Source organism: Morganella sp. TYF_1, from assembly GCF_043105645.1.
In the GTDB taxonomy this organism is placed as follows: Bacteria; Pseudomonadota; Gammaproteobacteria; order Enterobacterales; family Enterobacteriaceae; genus Morganella; species Morganella morganii_B.
In genome coordinates, this window is the sequence record NZ_JBICLU010000010.1 from 104,787 (window position 1) to 119,486 (window position 14,700).

15 protein-coding genes are annotated in these 14,700 nt (G+C 48.8%); 9 read left to right on the forward strand and 6 right to left on the reverse strand.

Translation table 11 applies throughout. The annotated features are described in order from the left end of the window. The first annotated feature begins 3 nt into the window (after positions 1-3). From cobC to ACF8OF_RS03065, 6 genes are all read left to right on the forward strand, one after another. On the forward strand, positions 4-630 hold the full coding sequence (cobC, locus tag ACF8OF_RS03040; RefSeq protein ID WP_392495691.1) for an alpha-ribazole phosphatase: 627 nt from the start codon (positions 4-6) through the stop codon (positions 628-630). A gap of 30 nt (positions 631-660) precedes the next feature. Continuing rightward, positions 661-1,722, forward strand: coding sequence for a nicotinate-nucleotide--dimethylbenzimidazole phosphoribosyltransferase (gene cobT / locus ACF8OF_RS03045; protein WP_392495692.1), 1,062 nt, complete (start codon positions 661-663; stop codon positions 1,720-1,722). Positions 1,723-1,753: 31 nt separating this feature from the next. Next, positions 1,754-2,665: a LysR substrate-binding domain-containing protein gene (locus ACF8OF_RS03050; protein ID WP_025154349.1), complete on the forward strand. Its 912-nt coding sequence runs from the start codon at positions 1,754-1,756 to the stop codon at positions 2,663-2,665. Between the two features lie 278 nt (positions 2,666-2,943). Beyond that, positions 2,944-3,189: a hypothetical protein gene (locus tag ACF8OF_RS03055; RefSeq protein WP_262860482.1), complete on the forward strand. Its 246-nt coding sequence runs from the start codon at positions 2,944-2,946 to the stop codon at positions 3,187-3,189. Between the two features lie 2 nt (positions 3,190-3,191). Further along, on the forward strand, positions 3,192-3,341 hold the full coding sequence (locus tag ACF8OF_RS03060; protein WP_162817250.1) for a hypothetical protein: 150 nt from the start codon (positions 3,192-3,194) through the stop codon (positions 3,339-3,341). Next, on the forward strand, positions 3,341-3,598 hold the full coding sequence (locus ACF8OF_RS03065; RefSeq protein ID WP_262860483.1) for a type II toxin-antitoxin system RelE/ParE family toxin: 258 nt from the start codon (positions 3,341-3,343) through the stop codon (positions 3,596-3,598). The genes ACF8OF_RS03060 and ACF8OF_RS03065 overlap by 1 nt, the downstream gene beginning before the upstream one ends. Positions 3,599-3,661: 63 nt before the next feature. On the opposite strand, the gene ACF8OF_RS03070 is transcribed toward ACF8OF_RS03065, so the two are convergent. The 5 genes from ACF8OF_RS03070 to ACF8OF_RS03090 all read right to left on the reverse strand — a co-directional run bounded on the left by ACF8OF_RS03070 (position 3,662) and on the right by ACF8OF_RS03090 (position 10,011). Beyond that, the gene (locus ACF8OF_RS03070) at positions 3,662-4,414 is read right to left on the reverse strand and encodes a M48 family metalloprotease (protein WP_349466480.1); all 753 of its coding nucleotides are present in this window, start codon (positions 4,412-4,414) and stop codon (positions 3,662-3,664) included. A 177-nt stretch (positions 4,415-4,591) separates the two neighbouring features. Next, a complete protein-coding gene (gene cobO, locus ACF8OF_RS03075; RefSeq protein ID WP_024472838.1) occupies positions 4,592-5,182 on the reverse strand; it encodes a cob(I)yrinic acid a,c-diamide adenosyltransferase in 591 nt (196 codons plus the stop codon). A gap of 26 nt (positions 5,183-5,208) precedes the next feature. After that, positions 5,209-6,867 (reverse strand): fumarate hydratase, encoded by a 1,659-nt coding sequence (locus ACF8OF_RS03080; RefSeq protein ID WP_025154353.1) that lies wholly within the window; start codon positions 6,865-6,867, stop codon positions 5,209-5,211. Positions 6,868-7,310: 443 nt separating this feature from the next. Continuing rightward, on the reverse strand, positions 7,311-8,609 hold the full coding sequence (locus ACF8OF_RS03085) for a dicarboxylate/amino acid:cation symporter (RefSeq protein ID WP_279796119.1): 1,299 nt from the start codon (positions 8,607-8,609) through the stop codon (positions 7,311-7,313). 508 nt (positions 8,610-9,117) lie between these two features. Further along, the gene (locus ACF8OF_RS03090; protein WP_262883823.1) at positions 9,118-10,011 is read right to left on the reverse strand and encodes a hypothetical protein; all 894 of its coding nucleotides are present in this window, start codon (positions 10,009-10,011) and stop codon (positions 9,118-9,120) included. Between the two features lie 386 nt (positions 10,012-10,397). Here ACF8OF_RS03090 and ACF8OF_RS03095 point away from each other — a divergent pair, with 386 nt between their 5' ends. After that, positions 10,398-11,339 carry a lysophospholipase gene (locus ACF8OF_RS03095; protein ID WP_262861401.1) on the forward strand — a complete coding sequence of 314 codons (942 nt, stop codon included), beginning with the start codon at positions 10,398-10,400 and terminating at the stop codon, positions 11,337-11,339. A gap of 24 nt (positions 11,340-11,363) precedes the next feature. Here the strand turns inward: ACF8OF_RS03095 and ACF8OF_RS03100 are convergent, their stop codons facing one another. Next, positions 11,364-11,960, reverse strand: coding sequence for a TetR/AcrR family transcriptional regulator (locus tag ACF8OF_RS03100; RefSeq protein WP_262864387.1), 597 nt, complete (start codon positions 11,958-11,960; stop codon positions 11,364-11,366). Positions 11,961-12,039: 79 nt separating this feature from the next. Between ACF8OF_RS03100 and ACF8OF_RS03105 the strand changes: the two genes are divergently transcribed. After that, positions 12,040-12,978, forward strand: a complete 939-nt coding sequence (locus tag ACF8OF_RS03105; protein WP_262861403.1) for a helix-turn-helix domain-containing protein — start codon at positions 12,040-12,042, stop codon at positions 12,976-12,978. A gap of 193 nt (positions 12,979-13,171) precedes the next feature. Further along, entirely contained in the window at positions 13,172-14,644 is a 1,473-nt protein-coding gene (locus tag ACF8OF_RS03110) for a DASS family sodium-coupled anion symporter (RefSeq protein WP_025154360.1), read from the forward strand. The last annotated feature ends 56 nt before the right edge of the window (positions 14,645-14,700 follow it).

A 14,700-nucleotide genomic window follows, 5' to 3' on the forward strand; every position in this document is an offset into this window, starting at 1 on the left:
CAGATGAGTATCAGCCGCTTTATTCTTGTCCGCCACGGGGAAACCGCCGGGAACAAAGACGGTTTGTTCTACGGCAGCACCGATTTGCCGCTGACGGAACACGGCCACCGCCAGGCATCCGCAGTGGCCGCTTATCTGCATGATATTCAGATAGATACGATACTGACCAGTGAATTACAGCGGGCAAGACAGACAGCAGAATACATCCGCCCGCCGGAAAATCATCACTATCACTGCGACCCGCGCCTCAATGAAATGCACTTCGGGGAGTGGGAAATGCAGCATTACCGTGAGATTGCCGCCCGTTACCCGGCGGACTGGGAGACCTGGATGAAGGACTGGCTGCATGCCGCGCCGACCGGCGGCGAGCCGTTTCCGCAGTTTGCGGCGCGGGTTCAGGCGCTGGCAGATGAACTGCGCCGGGAGGCATCAGAAACCCCGGCAACCCGGCTGATTGTCGCCCACAAGGGCGTGCTCGGGCTTATCATCACCCGCTGGTTCGGCCTGCCCGCAGAGGCCATGTGGCAATTCCCCTGTGAACAGGACAGTTACAGTGTGACGGAATGCCGCGACGGATTTATGACGTTAGCTGTGTTTAACGGGCGATCACGTTTTACGCCTGTTGTTTGATTATAAAAACAGAATGTGAGCATAAAAACAATGACAACACTGAAAGACCTGATCCGTACGATCCCGCCTCTGGATCACGCGGCCATGCAGGCGGCAGAGCAGCATATCAACGGGTTAGCCAAGCCGCCGCGCAGTCTCGGACGCCTGGAAGATCTGGCGGTGCATCTTGCCGGCATGCCGGGGATTGACCATCCGGATAATCTGCCGAAAGAAATTATTGTGATGTGCGCGGATCACGGCGTATTTGCAGAAGGTGTCGCTGTCACCCCGCAGGAAGTCACTGCTATTCAGGCGCGCAATATCCAGAAACAGCTGACCGGTGTCTGCGCGGTTGCCCGCAGCAACGGCACCAGCGTGCTGCCGGTGGATATCGGCATTGACTGCGATCCTATCGATGACATGATTTCCCTGAAACTGGCACGCGGCTGCGGCAATATCGCCAAAGGCCCGGCAATGTCTTATGCCGATGCGGAGCATCTGCTGATCGCCAGCGCTGAGCTGGTAAAACAGCGGGTTGCCGCCGGGATCCGCGTTGTCGGCACCGGGGAACTGGGGATCGCCAATACCACTCCGGCGTCTGCGATGATCAGTGTCCTGTGCGGGCTTGATCCGCATGATACCGTCGGTATCGGTGCCAATCTGCCGCTGGATCGCGTCTCGCACAAAGAAGCGATCGTCAGACAGGCTATCGCGGTGAACAAGCCGGATCCGGCAGATGCCATTGATGTGCTCGCCAAAGTCGGCGGGTATGATCTGACCGGCATGACCGGTGTCATTCTGGGTGCCGCCGTCTGCGGTATTCCCGTCGTGCTCGACGGCTTTTTATCTTACGCCTGCGCTATCGCAGCCTGCCGTCTGGCCCCTGCTGTCCGGGACTATCTGATCCCGTCCCACTTTTCCGCCGAGAAAGGCGCGGGTATCGCGCTTGAGCAGCTCGGTCTGAAACCTTTCTTATATTTGGATCTCCGGCTGGGTGAAGGCAGCGGCGCGGCATTAGCCATGTCCGTGATTAATGCCGCATGCAGCATGTATTGTCATATGGGGCATCAGGCCGGGAGTGGTTTCACTCTGCCGCCATCCCCCACCCGGTAAAATGGATTATATTTTTAGGGAGTAAAACGCCATGCGAAAGAAGATCCCGAAAACGGATTTACTGATCACCTTCGAAGCTGTTGCACAGTATGAGAGCTACACCCGGGCAGCAGAAGAGTTATCACTGACCCAGAGCGCGGTTTTCCGTCAGATAGCCGCGCTGGAAGAATTTCTGAATGTGTCGCTGTTTCATCACGTCCGCAAACGCATTTTCCTCAGTGATGCCGGAAAACATTACCTCGGACTGGTGCATGACACGCTGGATAAGCTGGAGAAAGACACCCGGGATATTATGTCCTGGCAGTCATCACAGCAGTTGTTTGAACTGGCAGTAACACCGACCTTCAGCACACACTGGCTGATCCCAAATTTACAGAGCTTCCGTGAAAAACATCCGGAAATCGCCTTAAGTATCAGCGCATTAACCACTCCGGCGGACTTTACCAGTCTGAAATACGATGCGGCGATCATGCGCGAGGATTTCTGTAATCCGTGGCCGGATTTTGAATATCTGTTTGAAGAAGAACTGGTGCCGGTGTGCAGCCGCATGCTGTGGCGCGATGACAGTATCAAACTCACCACCAGCCAGGTGCTGGAAGAGTTTACTCTGCTGCACCAGACCACCCGCCTCGATGCCTGGAGTGACTGGTTCCAGCTCTCCGGCATTCACAATCCGAAAACCCGGGTCGGTCCGCGCTTTGATCTGCTGTCGATGCTGATCTCCGCTATCCGCTCAAATCTCGGTGTGGCGCTGCTGCCGCGTTTTGCTATCCAGAAAGATCTGGAAAACGGTGATCTGGTGATCCCGTGCGACCTGCCGATGAGTACCGGTAACCGCTTTGTCCTTACTTATAAAGAGGACAAAAAAGGATCACTCAATCTGCGGAAATTCAGTGACTGGATCCATGAGAAATCACGGGAAAAAGAACTGATTTTGTCTTAATCAATACGTCCTCTGTTGATACAGAGGGCGTGCTTTTTGTTGTCTGCATTATCCGGATAACAATACGTCACCTCTGTTTTTTAATATAAAAATATAATATCAAAATGAATAAATATAAATACTTCACAAAAAGATATATTTGAACCCGTCATATATCGCCTGCTATATTACCCGCGCAGATAAATTATGTACAAGCCTGTTTTTATCATTATTTATTTCATTGCCAAACTGACAATCTGATATACTTATCTCATATCACATTATTTTACGAGGCAAACATGAAAGTCAGCATAAACGATTTTAATCAAAACATCATTTCAATGATAAAAAATCCGGATTTATCAGAAGGTGAGGATATCCTTATTTATGATGATAATAATGAGTTAGCGGGTGTCATAATCCAACCCAAACTTTATCAGTTTATCATTAATAAGATAAACGAAATTGAAGATGCTGAAGATAGTGCTGTCAGTTACAGCCATGATTCAGACACAATATCACTGGATGATCTATTAAAGGAATAACAATGGATAACCCTGAGTTTACGGATGAACGCAACGATAACGAAATTGATAAAAAACTGGCAGAGCAGGCCGAAATGGAAAGGCTGAGTTTTACCAGACAAAGTATCAAAAATTTTAAAACGCTGGAGCAGCTATTAGAGGAGAATAAATAATGTATAACGTTAAATTCTCCCCGAAAGCTGAAAAAGAATTAAAAAAACTGGATAATGTATACCGAAAGCGGCTGTTAAATAAATTAGTTCTTTTAAAAGAGAGTCCGCGTTCAGGACCTAATATAAAATCAATGCAGGGAACAAGTAACCGCTATCGTTACCGGATGGGTGATATCCGTGCCATATATGATATTATTGATGATGAACTTGTTGTTTTAATAGTAAAAGTTGGCTGGCGCGGCGATATTTATGATTAACCGGAATCTGATTTTGTGAAGACGTGATACCAAAAGGTATCACGTCTTTATTATGAGGAATAATTACTTTTTATCTTCCGCGATCCGCTTACGGATATTCTCTGCGCGCTCTGTGGTCGGCGGGTGAGAATCAAACATGCTGTTCTGCCCTTTATCCATTTTCGCGAGTTTTTCAAAACTGGTGGCCAGACCTTCAGTGGAAATGCCGCGTTTCTTCAGCAAATCATAAGAGTAATTGTCGGCCTCCGTTTCCTGATGCTGAGAGAACTGGGCATTCACCAGTTTTACCCCCATATCAGCAAACTGAGAATTACTCAGCTGGGATGCAATCCCCCCCGCTGAACCTGCTGCGGTTTTTGCCGCCACAGCAGCATAAGCCACCTGCATGGCTTTCTTAGTATGGCCAAGATCGACATGTCCTAATTCATGCCCGAGAACACCTTCGATTTCATTGTCATTCATCATGTCCATCAGGCCGCTGTAAACACGGACACAGCCGTTCGCCATCGCCCAGGCATTCGGCTCATTGGTCATATACACTTTGTAATTCACTTTGGTGCCGTTAACGTCAGAGCCCAATGATTTGGCAATTTTGTTCATACGGGCAGTATATTGGCTTGATGCCGGTGCAACCTTGTTTTGGGCATCCATCTCTTTACAGGCGCCGTCAGTCAGTTTCACCATATCCGCATCGGTCAGGGTTGCGGCCTGAAATAACTGACCACCGGACTGCGCCAGCGAGTCGTAATTCATATTCTGGCAACCGGCCAGAACAACAGCAGATACCGCGAGAGCAGAGAGTGTCTTTAATTTCATTATATTCGTTTCCGTTTTTTACAGGGTATATCTCCTGCCTTTGAAAATACCAATACAGGTTTATCCGGCACCAGCAGTCTATTCTGAAAAACCGCGATAACACCGCTTTACCGGCAAAAAAAATCGCCCCGTATCAACGGAGCGATTGTGACAGCAGGATTGTATTTACGAAATGAATTACCAGTCGATCCCTTTCTGTGCCTGAATACCGCTGTCAAATGCGTGTTTAACCGGACGCAGTTCACTGACGGTGTCTGCCAGATCCGTGATATCACGGTGACATCCCCGGCCGGTAATAATTACGCTCTGATTTTCAGGACGGTTTTTCAGGTAACTGATAATCTCATCCAGATCAATATAGCCATAGCGCACCATGTAAGTCAGTTCATCCAGCACCACGAGGTCATAAGACGGATCCTGTAACATTGCTTTACCGAACTGCCATACTTCCTGTGCTGCTTTGGTGTCGCCTTCTTTATCCTGCGTGTTCCAGGTAAAACCGGTGGCCATAATATGAAATTCAACCCCCAGTTTTTCCAGCACATTGCGCTCGCCGCACTCCCACTGGCCTTTGATAAACTGCACCACACCGACTTTCATACCGTGTCCGGCGGCGCGTGTCGCGGTACCAAAGGCCGCTGTCGATTTCCCTTTCCCGTTACCGGTGAAGACCATCAGGACCCCGCCGGTCTTCTGAGCCGCGGCAACGCGCCCGTCGACATGCTCTTTCAGTTTCTGTTGCCGTTGTTGATAACGTTCGTCGCTCATGCAAACTCCTCAGGGAAAGTGTTGGCTCAGGCAGGCTGGCCTGCCACGCATTTCTCACATTTTTTCGTCTGAACCTGTTCGAAGAAGTTGTTCCCTTTATCATCCACCAGGATAAAGGCCGGGAGCCCTTCCACTTCCATTTTCCAGACGGCTTCCATACCCAGTTCAGGGTATTCCAGAATGTCCAGGCTCTTCACATATTCCTGAGCCAGAATCGCCGCAGAACCGCCGATGCTGCCCAGATAGAAGCCGCCGTGTGCTTTACAGGAATCGGTCACCGCCTGACTGCGGTTTCCTTTTGCCAGCATCAGCATACTGCCGCCCTGCGACTGGAACAAGTCCACATACGGATCCATCCGGTTACCGGTGGTCGGACCGAGGGAGCCGGAGACCAGGTCTTCCGGTTTTTTCGCCGGACCCGCATAATACACCATATGATCTTTGAAATACTGCGGTAATCCCTGTCCGCTGTCCAGACGCTCTTTCAGTTTCATATGCGCGATATCACGGGCAATGATAAGCGGCCCGCTGAGAGAGACACGGGTGGAGACCGGATATTTGCTCAGTTCTTTCAGGATTTCTGCCATCGGCCGGTTCAGATCGATGCTGACCATGTCGCTTTCATTCTCTTTGCGCATGGATTCCGGAATGTAACTTGCCGGATTGTATTCCAGTTTCTCCAGCCAGATCCCGTCTTTGGTGATCTTCCCTTTAATGTTACGGTCAGACGAACAGGACAGTGCCAGACCAATCGGGCAGGAACCGCCGTGACGCGGCAGACGGATCACACGAATATCATGGGCGAAATATTTACCGCCGAACTGTGCACCGAAGCCGAATTCACGGGTCGCTTCCAGCAGTTCCTGCTCAAGCTCACGGTCGCGGAAAGCACGGCCCAGCTCGTTGCCGGTATCCGGCAGGTTGTCATAATATTTGGTGGAGGCCAGTTTCACCGTTTTCAGGTTCATTTCCGGTGACGTACCGCCGATACAGAACGCAATATGGTACGGCGGGCAGGCCGTGGTGCCGAGATACTTCATTTTGTCGATCAGGAATGCTTTCAGGCGATCATGTTCCAGAATCGCTTTGGTTTCCTGGTACAGCGCGGTTTTGTTGGCAGAACCGCCGCCTTTGTTGATAAACAGGAAGTGATATTCCGCGCCTTCGGTGGCCAGGATATCAATCTGTGCCGGTAAGTTAGTGCCGGTATTCACTTCCGTGTACATATCCAGCGCCGCGTTCTGTGAATAACGCAGGTTCTCACGCTGAAATGTGTTGTAGATACCACGGGATAAGCATTCCGCATCATTGACGCCGGTCCACACCTGCTGGCCTTTTTTCGCCACGATAGTCGCGGTACCGGTATCCTGACAGTTCGGCAGAACCCCTTTGGCAGAGATTTCCGCATTGCGCAGCAGTTGCAGCGCGACATATTTGTCGTTTTCGCTGGCGTCAGGATCGCTTAAAATCTGCGCCACCTGTTTCTGATGTGCCGGACGGAGGAAATAGGAAGCATCATGCACGGCCTGCTGAGCAATCAGCGTCAGCGCTTCAGGTTCAACCTTAAGCATCTCACGACCTTCAAATGTCGCCGTGGAAACATGCTCCCTGCTCAGCAAATAATAGTCCGTTTTATCTTCCGATAACGGGAATGGCTCCTGATACTCAAAAGTTTTATTTGTCATTATATTCACTCGTATTAAATCAGAAAAATGAAGAACCTATTGACTCACAATTTAAAAATAAAATTATCTGCCCCGATTATGGTGGCTTATTGTGCACGAAAACAAATGATTAAAATGAAGAAGTTGGTGAATTTCATGAAGGAACAGACTGGTATCACACCACTGCCACATAATTAAAAAATCAATGTTAAAACAATCAGATAAACCATTAATTAACGATTTTAAAATGATAAAATAACATATTATCGTTACATTTGATGATTGAATTAAATTTATAAAATAAAAACCTAAAGTTTATTTTATAAAAAATGAGATCTTAATACGGAAATACAGATCAATGAAAATGTAAAAGTGTTAAGCGGGTCATGAGATACAAACGTCAGATATAAAAAACACAGGTGAAAACCCGCACCTGTGTTTTTTTTATACATAGAATAGGTTCTTCAGCCTGCTTTTTTCAGCAACTCCGGCTCTGCCATATCAACAACCGTTACCGGCGGTTTTCCGTGACAACCTTCCCCGTAATGCTCGCCTTCCCAGCGTCCGACAATCGCGGCGCCCATGGCGTTACTCATCACGTTGGTTGCAGAACGGCCCATATCGAGGAACGGATCGACGCCCATCAGCAAAATTAACCCGGCTTCCGGAATATTAAACTGTGTCAGTGTGGCGGCAATCACCACCAGCGAGGCACGCGGCACACCGGCCATACCTTTGGATGTCAGCATCAGGATCAGCAGCATCGTAATCTGATCCCCCATGGAAATCTCAATATTACAGGCCTGGGCGATAAAGATAACCGCGAAAGAGCAGTATGCCATGGAGCCGACGAGGTTAAAGGAATAGCCAATCGGCAGTACAAAGCTGGCGATTTTATTGGAGACACCAAACTGCTCGAGCTGTTTCAGTGTGCCCGGGAACGCCGCTTCGGAACTGGAGGTGGTAAATGCCAGCAGTGCCGGTTCGGTGATCCCTTTGGTCAGCCGCAGAATACAGCGCCCGGTGATCAGAACCGCCAGACCGATTAACACCAGCCATAATGTTGCCAGTGTCAGGTAGAATTCACCCATAAAAATACCGGCTTCCAGCAGCACCACCAGCCCGCGCTCGGCGATCATACCGGAAATGGCGGCAAACACCGTCAGCGGGGCGAACAACATGACATAGCCGGTCAGTTTCAGCATCAGGCTGACCACGGACTCCAGCAGTGTCAGAATCGGTCTGCCTTTCTCACCGATTGCGGAAAGCGCTATCCCCATAAAAATAGAGAAAACAACGATCTGCAAAATCTCATTACGGGCCATGGCATCAACGATACTGGTCGGGATCAGATGGGCGATAAAATTTTTCACCGAAAATGCGGCGGTCGCCACATTGTCCACCACCGTATCCGCCGGTGCCACAAAGTTAATTCCCGCACCCGGTTTAAGCAGGTTAACAATCACCAGCCCGAGTGTGATGGAAATAAAAGAAGCGCAGACAAACAAAAACAACGTCTTGGAGAAAACCCGGCCGAGTGTCCGCGCATCCCCCATTTTCGCAATACCCACTACCAGCGTGGAGATGATCAGCGGTGCGATAATCATTTTGATGAGTCGCAGGAAAATATCCGTCACCACTGAGATATCAGCAGAATATTGCTGATTAAACCCGGGCGTGGCCAGTTTGTTCAGCGCAAAGCCGACAATCACCCCGATAAATAACGCAGCCACAATCCAGGTCGTTAAACTTCTTGACTTCATACTATCTCCATAATGCTGATGTACTTAATCCCCCGGAGACTTTAAAAAATCTGATGAATTTCTTCTGAGCCTGACAGCCGAAGAAAAAATCATGAGCAGAAAGTGAGGGAGTTCAGAACAAAACTGACATCTGCCTTTAACAAAATGAACAATAAAATACACCGCTATTGACATAGTGATGTGTTATTTTACCGGGCGGACCGTACATTATTCCGCCATTACTTTGTTGCAGATAAAGGATTCCGTAACAGATGTTACGTAATAAAGTATTTTTAAACCATTATTTACATCATATTAATATTGATGTTGTTTTTTTATACTACCGGCCGGTTTTCAGATGAAAAATACGGCTCTCCTGAAATCATACTCTTTTTTTATTTGATGTCCCTCTCTTTATTGTTTAATTTTTTGTTGCTGATAAAATCATCACTTTATTGTTTTTCATTAAAAAAATTAATAAAAAAGGGCGGCATCACATGCCGCCCTTAACATCTCCGGTTAAAAACACTTATTTCGGCTGAATACCAAAACTGCTGAAATTACCGGTCTGTGTGATAAAGGTATTGTAGTATTCATTTTCCGCCACCGTATTGGATGACGCGGACCCGGCAGAAGCAGACACCAGATCCATCATGGTCTGGTGGATCTCTTTCTTCAGGTCGTCATGAATATCCGGATTATCCGATTCTTTAATCTGTTTCAGCAGCCCGGTTAATTTCAGAGCCTGCTTCTGCGTTTCCGCATCTTTGAACTGCGGCTCCGGAATAGTGTAATCGAAAGTCATATTCACCGAGTCTTTCAGCTCATCACCCGGCGCAACCGGCTGTAATTTTTCGCCGTAATCCGATTCGATATAGGCCACCAGTTCTGCTTTATCAAAACACTTGGTTTTAATATTGCCGACAGACTGGCGGTTACTGGTGGTAATCTCTGCCGGGAACGCCGTACCGACAGGGTAACTGCAATTAAACAGATTGTGGTCAATCAGGCTGGCATTGCTGCTGCGCACCGGCATCTGCAAATCATGGCCGTTAATGGTGACATCATACAGCGCCGGTTTAAAGCGATCGCTCTGCCCTTCCACCGCATAGATCTCAGACAGCATATAATAGACGTGATTATCCGGATTAATAATGCCGCCGCTGTTATTGTCATACACCATAAAATTCTGTTTCTCACCCTTTGCATTCTCAATGCTGTGCATACCCGGTGATAATGTCAGTTTCGCGGCGGTACCCGGCTCGGTGGTGTATTCTTTGTCATCCACTTTAAAGGTCAGTGTGGTGTCAGTCGGGTTGCTGTACCAGAATTCATTTTTCGTGCTGTCCGGATCCAGACTGTCACAGGCGGCCATTAATAATACGGCAGAACCTAATACACTTAGTTTTATTGCGGTTTTCATCATCGGTCTCATCATATTGTTCTGAACACAGCCCCGATGTTATCAATCCTTATTTACCCGGCATAGGATAAATTACCGGCAAACGCCGGGGCAGCAAAACACAATAATCAGGCAAAGCAGGAAAATAACAGAATGATGATTTATACAGCCGGGGAATAACATGTATTTTCCGACGTTTCTTTTTTATTATCACCAATCTGCATTATTGTTATCACAAAACCCGTCATTACAAAAAAGCAGATTATGTTAATTCGTTATTAATCTTTAACTATTCGTCATCCGGTAATGTTACCGCGCATTATGTGTACCCCGGCAATATTTCTGTATGACAATCCCCGGTTCAGTGATATGTTTTTTTTATTCATATTATGATACCGGATATTACCGTGACTGCTGTTTTACGCCATTGTTTTACCGCCCTGCTGATTCTTTTTATTTCATTGCAAACGGCTGCCGCAGGGAAAAATATCCCGGCTGAAATAAACGGCCTTAACGGCACACTGACACTGCCGGAAAACGGCACACCGAAAGGTGTCATCCTGTTTATTGCCGGTTCCGGCCCGGTGGATCGTGACGGTAACAGCCCGGGCAGTCAGACCGATAATCTGCGGATGCTGGGCGATGCCCTGAGTGATGCCGGGTATATCACACTGCGGACCGACAAAGCCGGAACAGGAGCCGGTGCGGCAGCCGTTAACCCGGCAGATATCACCTTTGCCGGTTATCTGCGGGATTATCAGGCGTGGTTTGAGTTTCTGCAAAAGCGCTATCCGGACACCCCGGTGTATCTGCTCGGTCACAGCGAAGGGGCGTTATTTGCCACCCTGATGGCACAGCAGCATAAACCGGCGGGGATTATCCTGGTTTCACCTGCGGGATATACCATCGATATTATCCTGAAAAAACAAATGCGTGCTCAGCCATTCCCGCCGGAGGCGCTGACCTATATCAACGATGTGATCGACCGGCTGAAAGCAGAGAAAACCACGGAGAATGTGCCGCCGTCTCTCAATATTCTGTTTGCCCCGGAATTACAGCGCTATTTTATGGTGTGGATGCAGTATGATCCGGCAGAAGAACTGGCAAAAGTGACCGTTCCGGGACTGATTATTCAGGGTGGCCATGACTGTCAAATCCCTCCGGAAAACGGCGAACGGCTTATCCGTACCGCACCGGATAATCAGTATGCGGAGATAGCAACCATGAATCACGTTCTGAAAGCGACCCCTGCTGATTGTGCGGCGGCCATCGGCAGTTACAATAACCCGGCGCTGGCGCTGCACCCGGAACTGGTTCCTGCCATTACCCGGTTTTTATCCGCCCGCTGACATCATGTCAGCGGACGTATTCCGTCAGGATGTTTTTTTCAGTGTCTGCAGGAAGTTATTATAAATTTCGGTGAAATCATCTTTAAAACCGGGAAATTCCGCGAGACTTTTGATATTCAGGGTAATATGCATCATAAAACCGTGGATCAGACTGCATAACAGATAAGAGTCATACTCTTTAATTGTCTGCTCTGCTTTCAGCTGACTGATAATATTATCCACCCTGCTGCTGATATAGCGCCGGTTAATATCCTCAAATTCATACCACCCGGCGACCGGCATCACTTCCTGAACCGGAATCAGCTCCCGGTAATGCTGTTCCAGATAATTCATAAAACTGCGGACAACACACTGCAGCTCTTCCCATTTATCCGCCAGCGGTTCAATATTATCCAGAGCAGCACTGATTTTCTGTAACTGTATTTCATAGCAGTGCAGCAGCAGGTCACTTTTACTTTTAAAGTGGTGATAAAATGCCCCTTTTGTGACCCGTGCATCACGGGCAATTTCATCAATCGAAACGGACTGATAGCCTTTTTCAATAAAAAGTCCGTGTGCCGAAATCAGTAATGCCTGCCGCGTCCGTGCTGAATTTTCCTGTTGCCTGGTCAGTGTGTTCATGGTAAAAATGCCCTGTTGCATACTATCAGTATGTAATCGTATCACAGTATTTTTTGGGTGCCAATAAACGGAAATCCTTATGCTTAAACATGATAACACTGTCACGGAATCCGTTGATTCCGTACCGGTCACCGATAAAGAACAGGATGACAATGCCTTTTATCTCAGCGTGATAAAAGACATTATTTTGTGGATTGAGCATAACCTGGATAAGTCACTGCAACTGGATGTGGTGGCTGAACGTTCCGGCTATACCAAATGGTATTTTCAGCGGATTTTTAAACGGTTTACCGATATGACGCTGGCAGGCTATATCCGCCGCCGCCGTCTGACAAAAGCCGCCACCGAATTACGGCTGACCACACAAAACATCGGCGATATCGCACTAAAGTATCAGTTTGATTCCCAGCAATCTTTTGCCCGGCGTTTTAAGGCGGTCTTTAATATGACCCCGACAGAATACCGCCGTAACCCCAACTGGGATCTGACAACGCTGCAACCGCCGGTACAGCTGGAAATGCCGCCGCTGCCGCAGCCGGACATTATTATGCTGGACGAGATCCCTGTTATGGAAAAGGGCTATCACTATCAGTCACCGCTGGATGAAATCGGCCATCTGCATGAAGAGATCCGCACGACATTCTGGCGGGATTTTATCCGTCTGGTATCACCGGACCTTCCGTACTGTTATGTCCGCACCGCCTATGACAGAACATCGGATCAACCGGATTGTATTGCTATCGGCTATCATATCGGGGTGGATGACCCGGCCTTTATTGTACAGGAAAACGCATTAACACCGGCGGTGATTAACCGCGGAAAATATGCAAAATTCCATTTTGACGGCTTATTCCGTGATTACCGGGACTTTACCTTCAATGTGTATTTATACGCATTACCACAACTCGGATTATGCCGCCGTCCGGGTCTGGATATTGAAAAATATACCCGTACTGAAGCGATAACGGATAATCCGCCGGCGCATCTGTGTGTGGATTATTATATTCCGGTACTTTAATTCCCTTCACTTTTCTCCCTGTTAATGCCGGTTATGTTCTGTTACATAAAAATAACCGGCATCTGACATAATATTGATTACGGTCACTAAATCAAAGCACGGTTATTTACCGGTTGTAATATACTATACCTTCATTACTCAGTATAAATACGTCACCCTCCGGCAGTTAAATACAATTACCACGGACGGACCTATGAATAAACTGACTCCGCTGAAACCTGTTCCTTCCTTAATTGCAGTTCTTATTACCTGTATTATCTGGTTTGCTGTTCCGGTACCCGATGGTGTTGATCCGAATGCCTGGCATCTGCTTGCACTGTTTGTCGGCACCATTGCCGCGATTATCGGTAAAGCAATGCCAATCGGGGCGGTCTCCATGGTGGCGATAGCCCTTGTCGCCCTGACCGGTGTGACCAATCCCGGCTCCGCGAAAGCCGCGCTCGCTGATGCCCTGAGCGGCTTTTCCAATGAGCTTATCTGGCTTATCGGGGTCTCTATTATGGTCTCCCTCAGCCTGAATAAAACCGGGCTCGGTGCACGTATCGGGTATTATTTTATTTCCCTGTTCGGGAAGAAAACGCTGGGTATCGCTTATTCCCTGGCGATCGCCGAAACCGTGCTGGCACCGGTTACGCCCAGTAATACCGCACGCGGCGGCGGGATCATCCACCCGATTATGCGCTCTATCGCAGACAGCTTCGGTTCAAAAGCCGATGACGGCACCAGCGGGAAAATCGGCCGTTATCTGGCGCTGGTGAATTACAATACCAACCCTATCACGTCCGCCATGTTTATCACCGCTACCGCACCTAACCCGCTGATTGTGTCGCTGATTATGCAGGAAGCAGGAACAGGGGCGGAACTGAGCTGGTCGATGTGGGCAGTGGCCGCGTTTTTACCGGCACTGATCTCACTGATCACCATGCCGCTGGTGATCTATTTTCTGTATAAACCAGAGATCACTGCCACCCCGGATGCCCCGGATTTTGCCCGTGAGCGGCTCCGCGAACTCGGCCCGGTTTCCCTGCCGGAAAAAATCACACTCGCGGTCTTTATCCTGCTGCTGGCATTGTGGGCCGGTGTTCCGGGCTGGCTGTTCGGCAGTGAACATAATGTGAACCCGACCACCGCCGCCTTTATCGGCCTTGCCGCCCTGCTGTGCAGCGGTGTGCTGAGCTGGGATGATGTGCTGAAAAATAAAGGGGCATGGGATACGGTAGTCTGGTTCGCCGCACTGGTGATGATGGCATCGTTCCTCGGCAAACTCGGGCTGATAACCTGGGTCTCCCTGACGGTCGGCGGCGGTATTGATCATCTCGGGATCGGCTGGACCGGCGGGATGCTGCTGCTTGTGTTGTTCTATGTCTATTCCCACTACTTTTTTGCCAGCACCACGGCGCATATCACCGCCATGTTTGCCGCGTTTTATGCCGCAGGGCTGGCACTCGGCGCACCGCCGATGCTGCTAGGGCTGACCCTGGCGTTTTCCTCCTCGCTGATGATGTCACTGACGCATTACGGTACCGGCACTGCGCCGATTATTTTCGGTTCCGGTTACACCACACTCGGTGAATGGTGGAAAACCGGTCTGGTGATGAGTATCGTCAACCTGGTTATCTGGATTATCGTTGGCAGCCTGTGGTGGAAACTCCTCGGATACTGGTAACCGATTGACCGGCATCATCTTCCTGAGTGTGTTCTTTGCCTAATTAAGAATTATCG